The sequence below is a fragment of the Kitasatospora albolonga genome (assembly GCA_002082585.1).
Taxonomy (GTDB): domain Bacteria; phylum Actinomycetota; class Actinomycetes; order Streptomycetales; family Streptomycetaceae; genus Streptomyces; species Streptomyces stephensoniae.
In genome coordinates this window covers 486,679-505,798 of record CP020563.1, presented here as the reverse complement: position 1 = coordinate 505,798, position 19,120 = coordinate 486,679, and the positions used below count along the sequence as shown (strand labels likewise).

Here is a 19,120-nt window from a genome sequence, read left to right as displayed (position 1 = left end):
GCGCCGCTCAGCAGGTGGCCCCGGGAGCGACCCGCTCGCCCTTCACCAGATAGGCGTCGACCTTCGCCGTGACACAGGCACCGCCCCGGCCGTACGCGGTGTGGCCCAGCCCCTCGTACGTCAGCAGCATCCCCTCCGGGAACTGCTCGGCCAGACTCACCGCCTCCTCGTACGGCGTGGACGGGTCGCCCGTGGTGCCCACGACCAGGACCGGCGGCACGCCCTCGGCGTTCACCCGGTGCGGTCGCCGGTCGCCCGAGGGCCAGTTGCGGCAGGTGAGCTCGGCGGTCACCCCGGCGGTGCCGTACACGCCCGCGGCCTTGTCGGCGGGGGCGAGGGCGTCCCAGTAGGGGCGGATGCCCCGGGGGCGCGGGACGTCCAGGCAGTTGACGGCGGTGAGCGCGGCGCCCTCGTTGTCGGCCGGGATGTCGGGGGTCTGGTCCTCCGCTCCCTCCTCCGCCTCCTCGGTCTCCGTCCCGCCCTCGGGGCCGAGCTCCTCGTCGGTCTCCTCGTCGCCCAGCGCGGCCAGCTTCGTCGCGTCCCCCCGGTCCGCCTCCCGCAGCGCTTCCGACAGGCCCTCCCACTGGTCCTCCGGCGTGTACATCGCCATGGAGACCGCGTCCAGTACGGCGGTCGCGTCCATACCCCCGTACTCCGCGTACGTACTGTCCTCCGCGACCGGCAGCGGCTCCCGCTCCGCCCGCTGGTAGAGGCGCTCGATCAGCGCCCGTATCTCACCGGGGGTCCGGCCGGGGCAGCCGTCACCGGCGATCTCCGCGCACTGCTCGGCGTAGTCGTCCACGCTCCGCCGGAATCCGGCCGACTGGCTGATGACCCGCTGCGACCAGTCCAGCGACGGGTCGATCGCCCCGTCCAGGACCATCGCGCGGACCCGGCGCGGGAACTGCTCGGCGTACGAGGTGCCCAGGCTCGTCCCGTACGACCAGCCCAGATAGGTGAGCTCGCGGTCACCGAGGGCCGCGCGCAGGACGTCCAGATCCCGGGCCGCGTCCTCGGTCCCGACGTGCCGCAGGATGGGGCCGCTGTGCTTCGCACAGTCCTCGGCCGCGATCCGGGCACCCTCGACGGCTGCCCGGCGGTCGGCTTCCGTACGCGGGTACAGAGGCGCCACGGAGCCGGAGGCTTCCTCCTCGTTCCCCTCCGTGGTCTCCTCTTCCGCCTCCTCCTCTTCCCCCTCGGCCGGTTCGCAGGTCAGGGCCGGAACGCTTCCCCCGACCCCGCGCAGGTCGAAGCTGACGATGTCGAAGCGGGCCCGCACCGCCGCGCCGAACGACTCGTCCATCCCCTCCTCGAGCGAGCTCACCCCGCCCGCGCCGGGGCCGCCGGGGTTGTAGACGAGCGAGCCGATGCGCTTGGCCGGGCCCGTCGCGGCGGCGCGGGCGACCGGGAGCACGAACGTCCGGCCGTCGTCCGGGCGCGCGTAGTCCAGGGGGACCGTGAGCCGAGCGCACTCGTAGCCGTCGGTCGCGCAGTCGGTCCACTTCAGCCGCTGACCGTAGAAGGGCTTCAGATCGGCGCGGGAGGCCGGGTCGGTGGCCTTCGCCGCGCCCACCTCCGCCTTCGGGACCGGGCCGCCCGTGCAGGAGGTGACCGTGAGGGCGCCGAGGAGGGCCAGGGCGGTGACGAGGGCGGGGCGGCGGCGGACGGCGCGGTTCAACGAGTGCTCCCTGAAGGGGGTCGGGTGGTTCCGGCCCGAAGCATTCCCGAGCGATGCTGAGGTTTTGATGAGGCCCGAGTACGGGTCAGGGGGCGGGCGGTCCCCCGGCGGGCAGGCGCAGCACGAACCGGGCCCCGCCGCGCCGCCCCGGCTCCGCCGTGAGACCGCCCCCGTGGGCGTGGGCGACCCACGAGGCGATGGACAGGCCGAGCCCCGTCGAGCCCGAACCGCTGCGGAACCGGTCGAAGAGCGCCCCCGCCACCTCGGGCGGCAGCCCCGGCCCCGCGTCCTCCACCGTGACGGTCGCCGTGGCCTCCTCGCCGCCGACCGTGACCTCCACCTCGGCAGGCTCACCGGGCCGGTGCCCGTGGACGAGCGCGTTGCCGACCAGATTGGCCACCGCACGGCGTACGAGATCGGGGTCGGCGGCCACCACCACGGCCTGCTCCGCCCGTACCGTCACCGGCCCCCCGGCGGCCGTGTCCTCGACGACGGCCTCCACCAGCTGGTCCAGCCGCAGCGGCTCCACCGCCAGCACGGCGGTCCCCGACATCAGCCGGGCCCGGGTCAGCAGCCCGTCGACCAGCGTGCCCATGCCCTCCGCGAGCCGGAGCGTGCGCCGGTGGACATCCGTGCTGTCGGTCTCGCCGCGCAGCGCGGTCTCGGCGAGCGTCCGCAGCGAGGCCGCCGGGGTCCGCAGATCGTGCGCGGCGTCCGTGAGAAACGCCTCCTGCCGGTCCAGGACCTCCAGCGCCGGCCGGACCGCCCGCCCGGAGAGCAGATGCCCGACCCCCGCCGACAGGAGGACCAGCAGGGCACAGCCGCCGGTCACCACCCACGTCAGCCGCCGGTGGTCCGCCCGTGGGGCCGAGGCGTCCGCCACGGTCACCAGGACCCCTTGCGGCTCCGCGTCCTCCTCCGCGTCCGGCGGATAGAAGGGCAGCGCGAACATCCGTACCGGCTCGCCCGCCGTCGTCCGCGCGTCCAGGGACCGGGGATCATCGGCCCGTACGGCGGCCAGCGCGGCCCGCTGGACGGAGGCGGGCGCGACGGTCAGGCAGGGGCGGCGGGGAGCGTGCTGGACGACCAGATCCGTGGCGGTGTCCCGGGCCGCGAGCAGGAAGAGCGGCGGGCACGCGGTCCCCGCGTTGTCGAGCAGCACCCCGGTGTCCAGCCGGCCGTCCTCGTCGGTCTCCAGCAGGCCCAGGGCCCAGTTGGTGTCGGCGCTCATGGCCTGGTCCAGCTGTTCGCGCCAGCGCACGCCGTCGCTGCGCACCGCCAGAGCGGCCATCGCGACCAGCCCCACCGCACTGGTCAGCGCGAACAGCACGGTGATGCGTCGGCGCAGCCGCCGTACGCGGGCGGTCGGCGTCAGCGCGCGGGGCGAGCGGAACGGAGTGCGTACGGTCCTCACCGGGCGGAACGGACGGCGTACGGCCCGCACCGCGCGATCCCGGCGGCGTGCGCTCCTCACCGGGCGGGCCCGGCGGCCAGGCGGTAGCCGACACCGCGCACGGTGTGCACGACCGGAGGGTCACCGAGCTTCCGCCTCAGCTGCGAGACCAGCACCTCCAGGACGTTGGACTGCGGTTCCGCCATCTCGTCCCAGCAGCTCTCGATCAGCTCCGCCCGGCCCACCGCCTGGTCGGCGCGGGTGGCCAGCACCTCCAGCACGGCGAACTCCCGGCGGGTGAAGGTCAGCAGGACGCCCGCCCGGCGCACCTGGCGCCGGGCGGTGTCGATCTCCACGTCCCCCACCCGCAGCACCGGCGGGCTCACGTCCGGCGCGCGGCGGCACAGGCTGCGCACCCGGGCCACCAGCTCCGGCACGGCGAAGGGCTTGACCAGATAGTCGTCACCGCCCCGGGCGAAACCCTCGACGCGGTCCGCCACGGTGTCCCGGGCGGTGAGGAACAGCACCGGAACGGCCCGCCCGCCCCGCCGGAGCTCCTCCACATAGGCGGCGGCGTCCCCCGAGGGCAGCATCCGGTCGAAGACCACGCAGTCGTACGCGGTGACGAACAGGGCCTCGTCGGCCTCCGGCAGATCGACCGCCTCGTCGACCGCGAGACCGGCCGCCCGCAGCGCGGCGGCCACCCCGAACCGGAGGTTGGTGTCGTCCTCGACCAGCAGCACTCTCACGGCGACACCCTAGTTGACCTGGGGCGCAACCGCGTTCAGCGTCTATACACCCGGTCTCCGCCCCTCGGGGAGGAACAGCACCGAGTTGATGTACCGCTCGCGCCGCGGCAACGCCCGGCGCAGCAGCCCCTGATGGACGAGGTGCTCCGTCCTCGCCTGGTGGCCCGGCAGGTCGAAACCGGCCAGCGGCCGCCAGCTCCGCCCGGCCAGCACCCACCCCGCGTACCCCTGGCCGGTGAGCAGGGCGACCGCCGGACCGATCGGGCCGAGCCTGCTCTCCAGCTCGACGAGCAGCGCCGGGCGCTCCCGCCGCAGCAGCTCCTGCGCACCCCGCAGCGCGGCCACCTCCGCGCCGTCCACGTCCATCTTCACGAAGCCGACCCCGCGCAGGCCGAGGCCGTCGACGGTGAGGGACTCCACCTCGACGCAGTGCGCGTGGATGTCACGCCGCTCCAGCGAGGAGACCCCCCGGTCGCCGTGGTCGCCCTCCGGGAACCAGAGCCGGACCGTGGAACCGGCCCGGTCCGTCGCCGCCCCCTGGACCACTCGGGCGTTCGAGGGCAGCGTACGGCGCAGATGGTCGGCCAGATGCGGTACGGGCTCGATGGTGACGACCTCCGCGCAGCGCCGGGCGAGCCGGTGCGACCAGGGGCCGTACCAGCCGCCGATGTCCACGGCGGTGGTGCCGGGCGGGCAGAAGTCGGCGAGCCGGCGCAGCTCCGGCTCGAAGCGCGGGTAGAGGGCGACGGCGGCGGAGGCGACCAGGCCGGTGGGCAGCCGGGACGCCACCGCCGCGGCGAGCGTGGTCACCGGGCCGAGGTCTTCAGGCCCGCGAGGTACTTCTCGTGGGCGTCGGCGTCGACCTTGCGGCCCGAGGAGGGCAGCAGCTGCGGTATGCCGTCCAGGATGGGGTAACTCAGCCGCAGCCGGGGGTTGTAGAGCGCCTCCTCCTCGGGAAGCAGCGACAGCGGGCCCTTGTCGAGCGGGCAGGCGAGGATGGCGAGCAGCGGGTCGTCGGGGTTCATTCGGGGGCTCCCTCAGGGTCGGGGCGGACTTCAGGACAGGGGTCGGTGGACGGTGGAGCGGGCGTCAGGACGGGACCGCCTCCACCGGGGGATCGTGACGGGGCATCGCCAGCAGGACGGTGAGGGCCAGCGCCGTGCCGGCCACCCGCAGTGCCAGCAGCAGCGGGTCGTCGGGGAGGGACTCCCCGAAGGCGAACGTCCCGAGGACCGCGGTGAACAGGCAGGTCACCGTGGTGCAGACGGGCACGATGAGGGAGGCCCGGCAGCGTTGCAGGGCCGTCTGGGACATGACGAGACCGGCCACGGCGGTGAAGAGCAGCAGATACGGGTAGGGCGAGCCGAACAGCGAACGGGCCGCCTCCCCGAGATCGGTCGTCGTCAGACGGCTGGAGACGCCTTTCACGGCCAGGGTGCTGACGCCGTACAGCAGCCCGACCGCCACCCCGTAGCCGATGCCGCTGGTCGGCACCCGGTGGCGCTGGTTCGCCCGGCGCTCCACCCGTACGTAGAGCCAGACGCCCGCCGCCAGCGCCGGGAGACAGACCAGCAGCACCAGCATCCAGGGGGCGCCGCCGCTCACCTGGTCCTCGCCCTCGCGGATCGAGGCGACGACCATCAGCAGCGCCACCAGGACACCGCCCAGCGCATAGCGCTCGCGGCCGGTCGACTCCTCGCCGAGGACGGCCGACGAGAGCAGCAGGAGCAGCACCAGGCCGGAGACGAAGATGCCCTGCGCCGCCGCGATCGGCAGCGCCCGGTAGACGATCAGCTGGGCCCCGAATCCGGCCGCCAGCGCCAGCGCGCCCACGATCCACAGCGGGCTGGTGAGCAGGACGAGGATCACGCGCAGCGGCCGGCCGGCCGAGAGCGCGGGCAGACTGCCCAGCGCCCGCTTCTCCAGCACGAAGCCCACGCTGTACAGCAGGTTGGCCACCAGCGCGGCCCCCACACCCCACCACATCGCCCTATCGCCGCCGAGCGTGGGCCAGCAGGATGGACGCCGCACCGGGCACCGCGCACGCCGCCCGGTCGAGCAGCCGCAGCGGGCGCGGCACCCCGTGGAAGGGGGCGCCCGTGATCGTCACGTCCTCGAAGCCGGAGGCGGTCAGGAAGGAGCGCAGCGCCCGGGCGGTGTACAGCCGCAGATGGCCCACCACCTCGGAGCCGGGGCGGCCGTGGATGCCGCGCAGGCTGACCTCCGAGAACACCGGCTGCACCCCGGCCAGCAGCAGCGCCCGGTTGTACCAGGCGGCCAGGTTCGGGGTGGACAGCATCAGATGGCCGCCGGGCTTCAGGATGCGCCGCAGCTCGTCCAGCGCCTGGTCCGGGTCGACGAGGTGCTCCAGGATCTCGCTGAACAGCACCGCGTCCGCGCACCCGTCGGCGAGCGGCAGCCCGCCGTGCTCCAGCTCGCCCCGGACCACCGAACCCATCCGGGGGCGGGCCCGGCGCAGGGCGTCCTGCGACCAGTCGACGCCGATCAGCCGGTGCCCGGTCAGGATCGGCGCGGCGGTCGCGGCGGCCGTCCCGTCGCCGCAGCCGACGTCCACGATGACCTGGCCCGGCCGTCCGCGCAGGGCGTCGGCCAGCAGCCGCGCCTGGCGCCTGCTGCGCCCGTCGCCGGACGCCACCGGGACGGCCGGGTTCTCGTAGAAGTCCCGCAGGCCGGGCGGGGGAGAAACGGTGCCGGTCACGGCGCCTCCGAGGATATCGCGGCCAGATGACGGGTGAACAGGGCGAGCAGCGCCCCGCCGTCCTCGTCGCTCAGCAGGGTCCGCGACCAGCGCAGGGCCAGATGCAGCCTGCCGTCCGTGGACGCGGTGGTGAAGGTCAGCCCCCTCGGGAGCCGGGCGGGCGCGGACATCCACAGGGCACGGGATCTTCCCGCCTCGCCGAAGTCCAGCGGGTAGGGGACGCGGCCGACGTTGCTGAGCAGGGTCGTGGAGGTCCACGGCCCCGCCAGCACCCGCAGCCCCCGGGTGTACGCCGCACGTGCGGCGACCGGCAGCAGCGGGGTGGTCAGCAGCGCGGCCGAACGGCCCAGCTGCGGACGCGGCTCCGCCTTCAGGGCGCGGGTGCGCTCGGCGGTCAGGCGCAGCAGCGCGGGGATGTCCGCACCGGACGCCACCTCCGCCGCTCCGAAGCCGACCTCGACCAGCCGGGTGCCGTTGCCGATCGGCATCCGGGGCCCCCGGGTGCGGTCGTCGACCGGCATGGTGATCCGCAGCGGGCGCTCGCCCGCCCCGCGCTGCCGGTTCCAGTCGGCCACCGTCAGCGCGGTGGCCACCATCAGCTGGTCGTTGACCGTGTAGGGCGCGCCGGACTCCCGCCGCGGCACCGGCAGTTCGGCCAGCAGCTGGGCGTTGCCCGGCACCGTGCCCGGGGTGCTGCCCGCCGCCACCCGGGCCGGCCGGGCCAGGGCCGCCGGACCGGTGCTCCGGGGCGGCGGCGCGGAGGCCGGACGGGCGGGGGCGGGCGGCGGAGGGACGGACCGCCCGCTGTAGATCTCGGCTGCGGTGGCCGCCAGCCGCAGACAGGCGGGCCCGTCGAGCGCGGTGTGGTGCACGGTGAACACCAGCACGCATCCCTCCCGGCCGGGCTCCTCCACCACGTCCACCCGCAGCGGCGGGGAGAGCGTGAGCGGCGGGGCGCTGCCGAGGGAATCCGCCCGCGCCCGGTCGAGCGCCCCGGGCGCGGCCGGGCGGAAGGTGACCGGGTCCCGGTCCGGTCCTTCGGTGAGCTCCCACTCGTACCGCCGGGCGAACCGGCCGCGCGGGCGCTCCCGCATCAGCGCCCGCGGATGGCGGGCCAGCGACGCGGCGAACGCGGCGCGCAGCCGGTCCTCCTCGACCCGGCCGGGCAGATGCACCTCGATGTGCACGGTGCTCGGCTCGGCGTCCTGGGCGCAGTGCCGGTCCACCTCGTCGACGACGGGGAACGGCACCCGGGGCAGCCGCCCGGCCGCGGTGTGCGGCCGGGCGGGCTGGACGGCGGTCATCCGCTGCTTCCTCCGCCGCTGTGACCTTGCGCGGGCGGGTCGGTGTGCGGCCTCTTCGCATCGGCGGAGAGGGTCCGGCCGGACGGCGGCCCCGGCTGCGCCGGGACCGTACCGCCTTCGCCGCCCGCCGCTGTCGCGGGCTCCGTACCGCCTTCGTACCCGGCCGCGTACGGCTCCGTGCTCCGGCCCGCCGCCCGACGGCCCCGGCCCGGTGCGGACACCGTGACCAGCGCGGCGAACAGGGCGATCAGGGCCAGGAGCTGGGCCGTCGGCCCGAAGGCGCCCTGTCCCGTGGTGATGTGGCTTCCCGTGCCCACCGCCACGACCACCCCGGCCCCGGCCATCGCCGCGAAGGCGACGGGCGACAGCCACGACGGGCGGAAGTGGGCGAGTACGGCGAGGACGGGCACCACCAGGGCGACCGGACCCGCGATCACGATGCCCACCAGGGTCAGCGCCACCGTGCCCAGAACCAGCCCGGGGGCAGGCGGTGCGGGCTGCTCCTCGGCCTCGTACGGAGCGGAGCCCCGGCGGCGTACGAAGGCGAGCCCCACGAGGACGAGGAGAAGCACCCCGGCCCCGAACAGACCGGCCTGGTAGATCCGCGCGGGCCCGTACTCCAGGGTGACCTTGCCGCCCTCGCCCTCGGGAACCAGCCACGCCTGCTGCCAGCCGTCGATCCGCAGCGGCGTCAGCTCCTTGCCGTTCAGCGTGGCCTTCCAGCCCTTGTTGTGGTTCTCGTGGAGCTGGAGATACGAAGCCTCACCGGCGCCGACCGTCAGCGTCCGCCGGTCACCGTCGCTCTTCTCGACCTCCACCGTCCGGGCGGTGGTCTCCGGAGCCTTCGTCTCGCCCTTGCTCAGCGTGACATCGGTGATGGCGAGCGGACCGGCGTCACCGGCCTCCACGGTGCTGGCCGACGCGTTCAGCTCCACCGTGCTCCGCTCGGTGCAGAGCGAGACGGAGACGGGCCGCCGCTGCGTCAGGTCGCTGATCCGGCCCTCGGCCTTCGTCTCCATGAACGTGCCGTCCACGGAGAGGACCGGCCCCTGCCCGCAGGGCAGGCTGAACGTCTTCTCCGGGTCGGGCTGCGGTGAGGCGAACTCCTTCAGCGCGGGGATGTGGACCTCGCTCAGTCCGACCGGCAGCTGCAGCCGGTCGCCCGCGAACGGGTTGTGGACGGTGAGCGGGGCCGTGCGCGAGATGGTGATGTCCATCCTGTCGGTGTTGATGACCGGGAAGCGGGCCATGCCGTTCTCGTCCACCCCGGCCACCGCCAGACCGTCCGGCGAGGTGATCTTCACCTGCTCGGGCCGGGTGGAGAGCCCCCCGGCCGCCACGAACACGATCTCCCCGACCTTCTTCTTCTTGGGCCAGGACAGCCGCAGTGTGGGGCGGTCGCCCGCGATCCACGCCGTGGTGAGGTCGCCGTCCGTCAGGTTCCGCGCACTGATGTTGGTGCCCAGACGCGCCGTGGAGTCGGCGCTCACCACGATCTGCTTCCGCTTGCCCGTCAGCTCGAACAGCAGCTTGTCGAGAGCCTCGCCCGGTACGGGCAGCGCGCTCGCGGCGACCGTGTACTCCCCGGCCTCCGCCGGGGTGAACTGGCGGTGCAGACCGGTCTCCGCGGCCACCGCGGAGAGCCCGCCGGGGTCGCTGCCGCGCTTGAGCGCGTACACCGTGGAGTCGGCGCCCTCACGGGGTGCGTCGGAGGGCAGCTCCAGCATCCGGGTGACCTGCACGCCGGGGACGGCGATGTCGGTGAACCCGGCACCGGAGAGCCCGGGGCGCCCCTGCTGGGACTTGAGGATCGTCACCTTCAGCCACTTGGCCGGCCCGGCGGGCGCGGCCACCTCCTGCGGGGAGCCGTCGGGGCGGAGCGGGCTGTCCTCGGAGCCCTGGTCCGTCTCGACCCGTACCTCGGTCGCCGCGGCCCGGACGTCGTTGCTGGGCAGCGGGGTGAGCTGGAGCGAGTCCGGAATCTCCTTGGTACCGGAGAAGTCGATCCGTACCCACTCGCCCTTGGGGGAGTCCGGGGCACCCTCGGCCCAGGCGGTCTCCGGGTTGCCGTCGAAGGCGTTGGCCGGGTCGTACTGCGGCAGGTGGAACAGCCAGTTGCCGATGGACGAGGCGCTGACCGACTTCGCGCCCCGCAGGACGGCCGTGGTCTGGTGCTCCTTGCCGGAGGCCGGCAGGATCTGGCGGGGCTCGGCCCCGGGGTCCTGCGCCGACTCCGGCGCATTGCGCTCGTCGGCCGTGTAGGTGTGCGACGTATTGGTGTTGACCAGGCCGAACCGGGTGTCGGCGCGGCGCAGCCCGTCGCCCGCCGCGTAGAGCGACGGCTTGCCCACGCCCGGGTGGGCGTCACCGGCCAGAACGGTCGGCCGCCCCTGGAGGGCGCCGCTCGCCGAGAGCGGCAGCAGGGACTCCGGCCCGCCGCTGACGACGGCGGTCGAGGAGGCCGGGGCGGCGCTCGCCCGGCCGGGACGCTCGGTGCCGGTGGGCGGCTCGTAGATCTCCACCGCCTCCTGACGCGGGTAGAGGCCCTCGATCTGTACGGGCGTGCCGCTCGCTATGCGGCCCCCGGTCATCACCGGGCCGAAGCCGGTCACCCGCTGGTAGCCGGACGCCTCCAGGGTGCGCTTGACCGTGGTGGTGGGGACGTACCCCAGCTGGTCCGGGTCCAGGTCGTTGCGGACCACGACGTAGTGCAGGCCCGCCCGGTTGAGGAACTCGCTCAGCCCCGGCACCTGGCCACCGGACGTCAGCGCCTGCTCGACGGCGTCCATCGCCCGCCGGTTGCCCGGCGTCCCGAAGGGCACGTAGTCGCGCTGCCCGTACGGCGTGTCGGCCAGCACGTCCAGCGGCTGGTCGATGGTGGAGCCCCAGGTGTAGATGCCGTGCGCGGTGGCGGGGACCACGAGAGCCCGGTCGTCCGGCGAGTTCTCCTTGAGCCAGCCCGCGGCCTTCTCCCAGTGCTCCGGGATCTCCTTGAACGAACCCGGTTGCAGGATCGACCCGTTGGCGTACGGCCACGCGAGTCCCGGCAGGACGAGCACGGCGGCGAGCACCGGGACCAGCCGGCGCGCCCGGGGCGGTACGCGGTCCTCGCGCTCCGCCCGCAGTGAGGCGACGGCCGCGATGTGCGCCAGACCCAGCGCCAGGGCCAGCCCCAGACCGGTCTGGAACTTGTAGATGTTGCGGAACGGCACCAGCCAGGTGTCCAGCCACGCCTGCACGGTCCCGTGGAAGAGACCGCCCAGCGCACCGCCGTACCCGGCGAGCGTGACGAGCGCGACGGACAGCACCGTCAGCACCAGCCAGCGGCGCTCCGGCAGATCGCGCCGGGCCAGCCCGGCGAGCCCCAGGGCGGCGGCCAGCGCCGAGCCCAGGATGGTGACGGTCGCGGTGGCGACGGTCCACCCGGCGGGCAGCCACGCCTCACCGAAGTTCAGATAGCCGACCCAGTTGCCCGCCCCGCGCAGCAGCTCGGGCGCCGACATGGTCGTCGTCGTGGTGTACGAGGACTCCACGTACGGCATGAAGTTCTCGCCGTAGATGCCGAGCAGCAGCAGCGGAACGATCCACCAGGAGGTCGCGAGGATCACGCCCGGAATCCACCAGGCCAGCAGCGCCCGCTTGCGGGGACCGCCCGGCCGGGTCAGCAGATAGAGCCCGACCGGCAGCAGCGACGCCAGCGTGGACGCCGCGTTCACCCCGCCCATCAGCGGGATCAGCAGCGCGGACCGGGCGGCGGCGATACGCGGCGCCAGCCGCGGGTTCATCAGCGGCAGCAGCACCCACGGCAGCATCGCGCCGGGCAGCGCGGCGGCCGAGGTCGAGCCGACCACGATGGTGTACGTCGGCCACAGCGCGTACACGAGGGCGCCGAGCAGCCGGGTGGCCGAGGAGCCCACGCGCAGCCGCTCCGCCAGCCGCAGCGCGCCCCAGAAGGCAACGGTCACGATCAGCGAGAGCCACAGCCGCTCCGCGAACCAGGTGGGCACCCGGAGCAGGGTGTTGAGCAGGTCGGCCAGGCCGTAGTACGGCAGCATCGGCATGAGGTAGCCGATGTACTGGTCGGTGATCCCGCCGAACCCGTTGCGGCTCTGCCACAGCTGGCCCAGCTCGCCGAGGAACCGGCCGGGATCGACGACGACACCGAGCTTGGTGTCGAACGTCATGCGTCCCGGCGACACCGCCAGGAACGCCACGAACACCGTGGCCCAGAACCCCAGCAGCCAGCGCCGCGAACGGGGCGCCGGACCGTCGGCCGGTCTGGCGGACGACGGATCGCCGCCGTCCGGGGCCTGGTGGGGTGGGTGGTGGACTGCGCTGGTCATGAACACCGCCGGAGAATGAGAAGGAGGTTCCAGGTGGCGAATTCCCGCAGTCCGGGCACCCGGGTAACAAGTTCTGGCAGGACCGGCCAGTACCGCGACCGGGCGGACACCACGTCCACATCGGTGCGGCCCCGGACGTGGCGCAGCGTCTGGCCGACGCCGATCCTGAAGAGGTTCTCGCCGAGGCGGTGCTTGGCCGGGTGGCCCGTGCGCCGCTCGTAGCGGGCGCGGGCGCGCTCGGCTCCGGCGTAGTGCCAGGGGGCCCACTCGTGGCCGCCCCACGGCGAGTACCAGTTGGTGAACGAGACGTAGATCAGCCCGCCGGGGCGGGTGACGCGCGCCATCTCGCTGAGAAAGGTGTGCGGGTCGGCGACGTGCTCCAGCACGTTGGAGGAGAAGGCGACATCGGCCGCCCCGTCCGCCAGCGGCAGCAGGTAGCCGTCGGCCACGACGGTGTTCCGCGGTCCCTGCGGCCGCGGGTCACCCAGCTCGCCGCGGTCCGGCTCGAAGAGATAGCTCTGCGCGCCGCGCCGCCGGAACTCCTGGGTGAAGTAGCCGTTGCCGCCGCCGATGTCGACGACGACCTTGCCCTCCAGCGGCAGATACCGCTCGACCTGGTCCGCCGCGTCCCTGGCCAGCAGGGTGTACGCGACGGCCGGGTCCTCCCGCTCGCGGATGAAGGCGCGGAACAGGGCGAGGGAACGGCGGAAGGACGGGTCTTTCACGAGCCGGCACCCGCAGGCCGGGACCGGGTGCCGCTGGTCGCCTCGGCGGCCACGGCCTCGAACTGGTCCACACTGCTGCTCCACCGGTAGGCCGCCGCACGCTCGCGCGCCGCCTTGCCCATCGCCTCGCGGCGCTCCTCGTCCAGCGCCAGCGCGCACCAGGCCGCGGCGAAGGACGACTCGCCCCGGGCGAGGATGCCCGTGACCCCGTCCTCGACGGAGTCGCGCAGCCCGGGGACGTCGAAGCCGAGGGTCGGCGTCGAACGGGTGCCTGCCTCCGTGACGACCAGCCCCCACCCCTCGACGGCCGCCGGGTGCAGCAGCATCCAGGAGGCGCACAGAAGCCGGTGCTTCTCCTCCTCGGACACATGCCCGGCGAACTCCACGCCGGGACCGGCGAGCCGCTCCAGCTTCTCGCGCTCGGGACCGTCACCGACGATCACGAGCCGGCCGCCGGTGACCGGCCGCACCCGCTCCCAGAGCTGGAGCAGCAGATCGATGCGCTTGTAGTCGACCAGCCTGCCGAGCGCCAGGAACAGCGGGGTCGCCGACCGTTCGCTCTGCGGGCGCGGCTCCTGGACACCGTTGTTCACCAGCCGTATGCGCTCGTCCGGAACGCCCAGCTCACGCAGGGCGCCCGCGGTGGACGGCGAGACGGCGATCATCAGATGGTCCCGGTAGGCCCGGGACAGGGCCCAGTGTTCGAGCTGCCGCCCGGCGCGGGCCACCGGCGCCGGGAAACGCATCTCCCACAGATCGGTGTGGACGTGGTTGACCAGGCACACCGTCGGACCCCGGTGCCACAGGGGCGCCAGGTACGGCATGCCGTTGCAGACCTCCACCAGCAGGTCGCAGCTGCCGACCTGCCGGGCGAACGCGGAGCGCGCGCCGAGGTAGTGCCCCAGCGTGGAGCCCGCGGAGACGACCCGGTAGGGCCTGCGGGCGGCCTGTCCGCCGCAGAGGAGGGTGACGTCGTGGCCCCGTTCGGTGAGGCCGAGGGCGAGCTGGTCGACGAGCAGCTCGGAACCGCCTGCGGCGGGGTTGCCCAGATCGCGGTGGGCGAGGAAGACGATGCGTCTAGGGGAGGCGGAAACCCTGGGGGAGACCTGGCCCTGACCCTGTGGCGCGGCTGCGTCGAGCAGCGGGGAAGGAACGTGCTGGGGCATGGGCGCTCCAACTCGGCTCGGGGTGCGGGGGACGAGGGGCGGGGGGCTGGAAGACACGGAGAGGGAAAGCGAGGGGACGAGAGAGGACGAGAAGGGTGAAAAGGGGAGGGGCCTTGATGGAGCGGAGCGGGTTCGGTAACGAGTGGACGAACTGGGCTGTGACGTGCGAGAACACGTGGGAGAACAAGGGAGAACGAGACCGGGGGCCGTGCTTTGGTGGGGATAGACAGTTTTCGGCACGGTTACCCGCCCGGCTACTCACCGGTGCGACAACTTGCCGGTAACTCAGGTGGGCAACTTCGTCATCATGTGAGTGTTCGGGGCCTCCGGCTCGGTCCGACGCCCCCGGATGACGAGCACGAGGCCCACCGCGGTGAGGACGAGACCGCCCCCGACCGCACCGGCCGGCGCGGTCCCGGAGAGCAGAGCCAGCCGGTCGCTGTCCGCCGACGCCAGCTCGACCTGCTTCTTCTGGGTCTCCTCGGTGAACTCGACCCGCTCGCTCTCCAGCAGCGTGACGGCGTCCTTCGAGGAGCCCGGGGCGCGCAGCGTCTTCTTCGGGCCGATCGCGGCGTTGATGATGCGCCCGGTCCGCTGGTCCACGACCAGTTCGATGCCGCTGTTGGAGTACCACTCCTCGGCGAGGATCTGGGGCGTGTCCGACTCTCCGACGAGCACGCCGGGCACCTGGCGCTCCCCGGTCCGGGTCGGCTCGACGGTGCCCTTGAAGAGGTATCCCTCGTAGCCCTGGATCTTCTTCCGGCCCGCGTAGTCGAGCCGGACGACCCCGCCGAGGGTCCCGTCCCACCAGCGGTAAGCACGTCTTTCGACATCGAACGGGAACTTCAGGTACGCCTCCCCGTCGAACCGGGGGGTCTCCTCGCAGCAGTGCACCGGCTCATTGGTGTACCGGTCGGTCACCCAGCGCTCCAGGGTCCACTGGAGGGCGTCGCGGGGGTCGGAGGCGGGCAGGCTCTCCTTGCGGTCCACCGACGTGGACACGTCCCACACGGCATGGCCGCTCTTGAGGCTCTCGGCCACGTCCCCGCGCACCTGGCGCGTGATCGTGATCTCCTTGCCCGTGACCGTCTTCACCTCGCCGGTGTCGAAGTAGCTGCCGGTCCCGGTGAAGACGGTGGTCGTGTCGGTGTCGATGGGGGTGCGCTTGGCCTGCGGCTGGACGTACCAGACGAGCAGCGGCGCGAGGACGAGTAGAAAGACCCCTGCACCCAGCAGGAAAAGTGACAGAGGTGAAGCATTGCGGTGCATCCGGGCACTCCTGAGTCGAATCTCTTCGCGGGAGGTGCACGGGCCCCGGGCCGGTCAGCCCTTGATTCGCGTGAACAGTAGGCAAGCCCTTGACGGGATGTCAATGGACTGTCGACACTGTGTTCCAGCCGGAGGGGCCCGGCTTCACGGAGTGGGGATCGACTCCAGCAAGGAGCTGAACCCGACCATGCGCAGAATCATCGCCGCCGCCGCCACCGCCCTGGTGGCCGCCGCGCTCGCCGTCGGTGCCGCCGTCGGCATCGTGGCCCTGCTCGACGCCACGCCCGAGCAGCCCAACACACCGCTGATCAGCTACGAGACCGCGTCGGCGGGCTCGTGAAGTCTCACGCCTGGCAGGAGGTGCCCCGGTCGAAGGTGGAGCGGTTCGCCTCCATCGCCCTGGCCGAGGCGCCGGAGATCGCGCAGAAGATCCTCACCGAGATCCGGCAGGCATACCCCTACCTCCAGCTCGTCGAGGACGAGTCCGGCGAGCCGATGGCGCTCGTCGGCATCCGCCGCGCCATCGAGGGCTTCGTACGCCACCTCGCCTCCGGCGCCGCCGACCCCCGGGTGCCGCCGGAGGTCTTCCAGGAGTTCGGCCGGGGCGAGGGACTGCACGGCCGCAGCCTCGACTCGCTCCAGGCCGTCTACCGGCTCGGGGTCCGGCTCACCTGGCGCAGGTTCGCCGAGATCGGCCAGCAGGTCGACATCGCCGCCCCCGCCATGTACGAGCTCGCCGAATCGGGATTCGAGTATCTGGACGGGCTCGTGGAACAGTCGGTACTGGGCTATGCGGAAGCCGCGGCCCGCCGCGCCAGCGAGCGGCTGCGCCTCCAGCGCCAGCTGATCGACCTGCTGCTCGTGGAGCACCGCGGCGACTCCGCCCGTACGCTCGCCGAGCGGGCCGCCCGGGTCGGCTGGGAGCTGCCGGAGACCATCGCGGTGGGCGTCCTGATGCGCCCCGCCCGGGAGGCCGTGGCCCCGGCGGTGGGGCAGGGCATCCTGCTGGAGATGGAGAGCGAGCAGCCCCGCATCGTCATCCCCGACCCGGAGACGGCGGGCCGGGCGGAGACCCTGCGCCGGGCCACCGCCGGCTGGTCCGGCGCGATCGGTCCGCCGGTGCCGCTGGCCGCCGCCGCGACCTCCCTGCGCTGGGCGGAGACCGCCGTCCAGCTGATCAAGAAGAACCTGCTCCCGCAGGGCGAGGTGCTGCACTGCACCGAGCGCACGGAGGAGCTGGTGCTCCTGCCGTCCCGGGAGCTGATCGACGCGGCGGCCCGCCGCTGCCTCGCCCCGCTGGACGGCCTCGGGCCGACCGCGTCCCGGCGGCTGGCCGAGACCCTCCTCGCCTGGATCGAGACCCCCGGCGGCGCGCCCGAGGTGGCCCAGCGGCTCGGCGTCCACCCGCAGACCGCGCGCTACCGGCTGCGGCAGATCCGCGAGCTGTGGGGCGACGCGATCGACGACCCCGACCAGCGCTTCGAGATGCTGCTGGTGCTCCGCTCGCAGCGGCTGCGGGGGTCACTGGCTCACGGGAGCGAGTGACCCCCGGACGGGGGCGGGCTCAGACCGGGGTGACGTACGCCCCGGCGATCCCGCCGTCCACCAGGAAGTCCGTCGCGTTGACGAACGAGGAGTCGTCGCTCGCCAGGAACGCCACGGCGGCGGCGATCTCCGTCGGCTCGGCGAACCGCCCGACCGGGATGTGCACCAGCCGCCGCGCGGCCCGCTCCGGGTCCTTGGCGAACAGCTCCTGGAGCAGCGGCGTGTTCACCGGCCCCGGGCAGAGCGCGTTGACCCGGATGCCGTCGCGGGCGAACTGCACCCCCAGCTCACGGGACATCGCCAGCACCCCGCCCTTGGACGCGGTGTACGAGATCTGCGAGGTCGCCGCCCCCATCCGGGCCACGAACGAGGCCGTGTTGATGATGGAGCCCCGGCCCTGGGCGCGCATGTAGGGGATGGCCGCCTTGCAGCAGAGGTAGACGGAGGTCAGGTTGACCTCCTGCACCCGCCGCCAGGCGTCGAGACCGGTCTCCAGGATCGAGTCGTCGTCGGGCGGCGAGATCCCCGCGTTGTTGAACGCGATGTCCACCGAACCGTAGGTGTCGAACGCCGCCTTGAAGAGGGCGTCGACCTGCTCGGCGTCGGTGACGTCGGTACGGACGAAGAGCCCGCCCGCCTCCTCGGCGGCGGCCTTGCCGCTCACCTCGTCCACATCGGCGCAGACGACATGGGCGCCCTCGGCGGCCAGCCGCCGCACGGTGGCCAGGCCGATGCCGCTGCCGGCTCCGGTGACGACGGCGGTGCGGCCGACCAGGCGGCGGCAGACAGGGGAAGTGTCGGTCATGGTGCTCATGCCTCCGTGCTGATGAAGACGTTCTTGGTTTCGGTGAAGGCGGCCAGGGCGTCGGGACCGAGCTCACGGCCCAGACCCGACTGCTTGAAACCGCCGAAGGGGGTCGAATAGCGCACGCTGGAATGCGAGTTGACGGAGAGGTTCCCCGCCCGCAGCCCCTGGCCCACGCGGAGCGCGCGCCCGATGTCCTGGGACCAGATCGACCCCGCGAGCCCGTAGTCGGTGGCGTTCGCCAGGCGCAGCGCCTCCTCCTCGCCGTCGAACGGCAGGACCACGGCGACCGGCCCGAAGACCTCCTCGACGGCCACTGGGGCATCGGCCGCCACCCCGGCGAGCACGGTCGGCGGATACCAGAACCCGGGCCCCTGGGGGGAGCTGCCGAGAACGGCCCGTACGCCGTCGGCTTCCCGCACCCCGTCGGTGAAGCCCCGCACCCGCTCCAGCTGGAGGGCCGAGATCAGCGGGCCCATCTGCGTCTTCTCGTCGGCCGGGTCGCCCACCACCACGGCGGCGACGGCCGGGACGAGCAGCTCCAGGAACGCGTCGTACACGGACCGCTCGACCAGAATCCGGGTCCGGGCACAGCAGTCCTGGCCCGCGTTGTCCAGGAAGGACATCGGGGCGGCCGCCGCCGCGGCCGCCACATCGGCGTCGGCGAAGACGATGTTCGGGCTCTTGCCGCCCAGTTCGAGGGTGAGGCGCTTCACGCGCTCCGCGCACCGGGTCATGATGTGCTTCCCGGTCCGGGTGGAGCCGGTGAACACGATCTTCGCGACGCCCGGGTGCTCCACCAGGGCGCTCCCGGCGACCGGCCCCTCACCGGGCAGCACCTGGAACAACCCCTCGGGAAGCCCTGCCTCCAGGGCGAGTTCGGCCAGCCGCAGAGCGGTCAGCGGGGTGGTCTCGGCGGGCTTGAGGAGGACGGCGTTGCCCGCCGCGAGCGCCGGGGCCAGACCCCAGGCGGCGATGGGCATCGGGAAGTTCCAGGGGGCGATGACACCGACGACGCCGAGCGGCTCCAGGACCGTGAAGTCGATGCCGCCCGCCACCGGGATCTGCCGGCCGAGCAGCCGCTCCGCGCCGCCCGCGCTGTAGTCGAGGAGATCGCGGACGTTGCCCGCCTCCCAGCGGGCGTTGCCGATGGTGTGCCCGGCCTCCCGGACCTCCAACCGGGCCAGTTCCTCGATGTGTTCGTCGACGGTGGCGGCGAAGCGGCGCAGCAGCCGGGCCCGGTCGGCGGGCGCGGCGGCGGCCCAGGGGCGCTGCGCGGCGGCGGCGCGGGCGACGGCCGCGTCCACATCGGCGGCGGAGGCGGCGGGGACGGTGGCGATGACCTCGGCGGTGGCCGGGTTGAGGACGTCCAGGGCGGACGCCGCGGGGTGCTGTGACACGTACGGACCTCGATCGGGGGAAGC

Annotated in this window: 16 protein-coding genes; 2 read left to right on the top strand and 14 right to left on the bottom strand. The window is 73.5% G+C overall.

Features of this window, described 5'->3' with window-relative positions; all coding sequences use genetic code 11:
* Positions 1-7: 7 nt before the first annotated feature.
* The 12 genes from B7C62_02145 to B7C62_02090 all read right to left on the bottom strand — a co-directional run bounded on the left by B7C62_02145 (position 8) and on the right by B7C62_02090 (position 15,346).
* A complete protein-coding gene (locus B7C62_02145) occupies positions 8-1,678 on the bottom strand; it encodes a transporter (protein ARF71189.1) in 1,671 nt (556 codons plus the stop codon).
* 85 nt (positions 1,679-1,763) lie between these two features.
* The gene (locus tag B7C62_02140) at positions 1,764-3,092 is read right to left on the bottom strand and encodes a two-component sensor histidine kinase (protein ID ARF76943.1); all 1,329 of its coding nucleotides are present in this window, start codon (positions 3,090-3,092) and stop codon (positions 1,764-1,766) included.
* Between the two features lie 56 nt (positions 3,093-3,148).
* On the bottom strand, positions 3,149-3,814 hold the full coding sequence (locus B7C62_02135; protein ARF71188.1) for a DNA-binding response regulator: 666 nt from the start codon (positions 3,812-3,814) through the stop codon (positions 3,149-3,151).
* A 48-nt stretch (positions 3,815-3,862) separates the two neighbouring features.
* Entirely contained in the window at positions 3,863-4,630 is a 768-nt protein-coding gene (locus B7C62_02130; GenBank protein ARF71187.1) for a methyltransferase FkbM, read from the bottom strand.
* Positions 4,627-4,845, bottom strand: coding sequence for a hypothetical protein (locus B7C62_02125; protein ARF71186.1), 219 nt, complete (start codon positions 4,843-4,845; stop codon positions 4,627-4,629). Before B7C62_02125 ends, B7C62_02130 begins: the two co-directional genes overlap by 4 nt.
* 64 nt (positions 4,846-4,909) lie before the next feature.
* Positions 4,910-5,806 (bottom strand): hypothetical protein, encoded by an 897-nt coding sequence (locus B7C62_02120; GenBank protein ARF71185.1) that lies wholly within the window; start codon positions 5,804-5,806, stop codon positions 4,910-4,912.
* 4 nt (positions 5,807-5,810) lie between these two features.
* Positions 5,811-6,539 (bottom strand): SAM-dependent methyltransferase, encoded by a 729-nt coding sequence (locus tag B7C62_02115; GenBank protein ID ARF71184.1) that lies wholly within the window; start codon positions 6,537-6,539, stop codon positions 5,811-5,813.
* Positions 6,536-7,843: a condensation protein gene (locus tag B7C62_02110; protein ARF71183.1), complete on the bottom strand. Its 1,308-nt coding sequence runs from the start codon at positions 7,841-7,843 to the stop codon at positions 6,536-6,538. The genes B7C62_02115 and B7C62_02110 overlap by 4 nt, the downstream gene beginning before the upstream one ends.
* Complete coding sequence (locus B7C62_02105; GenBank protein ARF71182.1) at positions 7,840-12,192, bottom strand: coagulation factor 5/8 type domain-containing protein; 4,353 nt, start codon at positions 12,190-12,192, stop codon at positions 7,840-7,842. The genes B7C62_02110 and B7C62_02105 overlap by 4 nt, the downstream gene beginning before the upstream one ends.
* Positions 12,183-12,911 (bottom strand): SAM-dependent methyltransferase, encoded by a 729-nt coding sequence (locus B7C62_02100; protein ID ARF71181.1) that lies wholly within the window; start codon positions 12,909-12,911, stop codon positions 12,183-12,185. The genes B7C62_02105 and B7C62_02100 overlap by 10 nt, the downstream gene beginning before the upstream one ends.
* Positions 12,908-14,077 carry a glycosyl transferase gene (locus B7C62_02095; protein ID ARF71180.1) on the bottom strand — a complete coding sequence of 390 codons (1,170 nt, stop codon included), beginning with the start codon at positions 14,075-14,077 and terminating at the stop codon, positions 12,908-12,910. Before B7C62_02095 ends, B7C62_02100 begins: the two co-directional genes overlap by 4 nt.
* Positions 14,078-14,362: 285 nt before the next feature.
* Positions 14,363-15,346 carry a hypothetical protein gene (locus B7C62_02090; protein ID ARF71179.1) on the bottom strand — a complete coding sequence of 328 codons (984 nt, stop codon included), beginning with the start codon at positions 15,344-15,346 and terminating at the stop codon, positions 14,363-14,365.
* Positions 15,347-15,497: 151 nt separating this feature from the next.
* On the opposite strand from B7C62_02090, the gene B7C62_02085 reads away from it, so the two are divergent.
* Positions 15,498-15,686, top strand: a complete 189-nt coding sequence (locus B7C62_02085) for a hypothetical protein (GenBank protein ID ARF71178.1) — start codon at positions 15,498-15,500, stop codon at positions 15,684-15,686.
* Positions 15,683-16,891: a hypothetical protein gene (locus tag B7C62_02080; GenBank protein ARF71177.1), complete on the top strand. Its 1,209-nt coding sequence runs from the start codon at positions 15,683-15,685 to the stop codon at positions 16,889-16,891. The genes B7C62_02085 and B7C62_02080 overlap by 4 nt, the downstream gene beginning before the upstream one ends.
* Positions 16,892-16,910: 19 nt before the next feature.
* Here B7C62_02080 and B7C62_02075 read toward each other — a convergent pair whose 3' ends face one another.
* Positions 16,911-17,696, bottom strand: a complete 786-nt coding sequence (locus B7C62_02075; protein ARF76942.1) for a 3-oxoacyl-ACP reductase — start codon at positions 17,694-17,696, stop codon at positions 16,911-16,913.
* 5 nt (positions 17,697-17,701) lie between these two features.
* Positions 17,702-19,096: an aldehyde dehydrogenase gene (locus B7C62_02070; protein ARF71176.1), complete on the bottom strand. Its 1,395-nt coding sequence runs from the start codon at positions 19,094-19,096 to the stop codon at positions 17,702-17,704.
* Positions 19,097-19,120 lie beyond the last annotated feature (24 nt).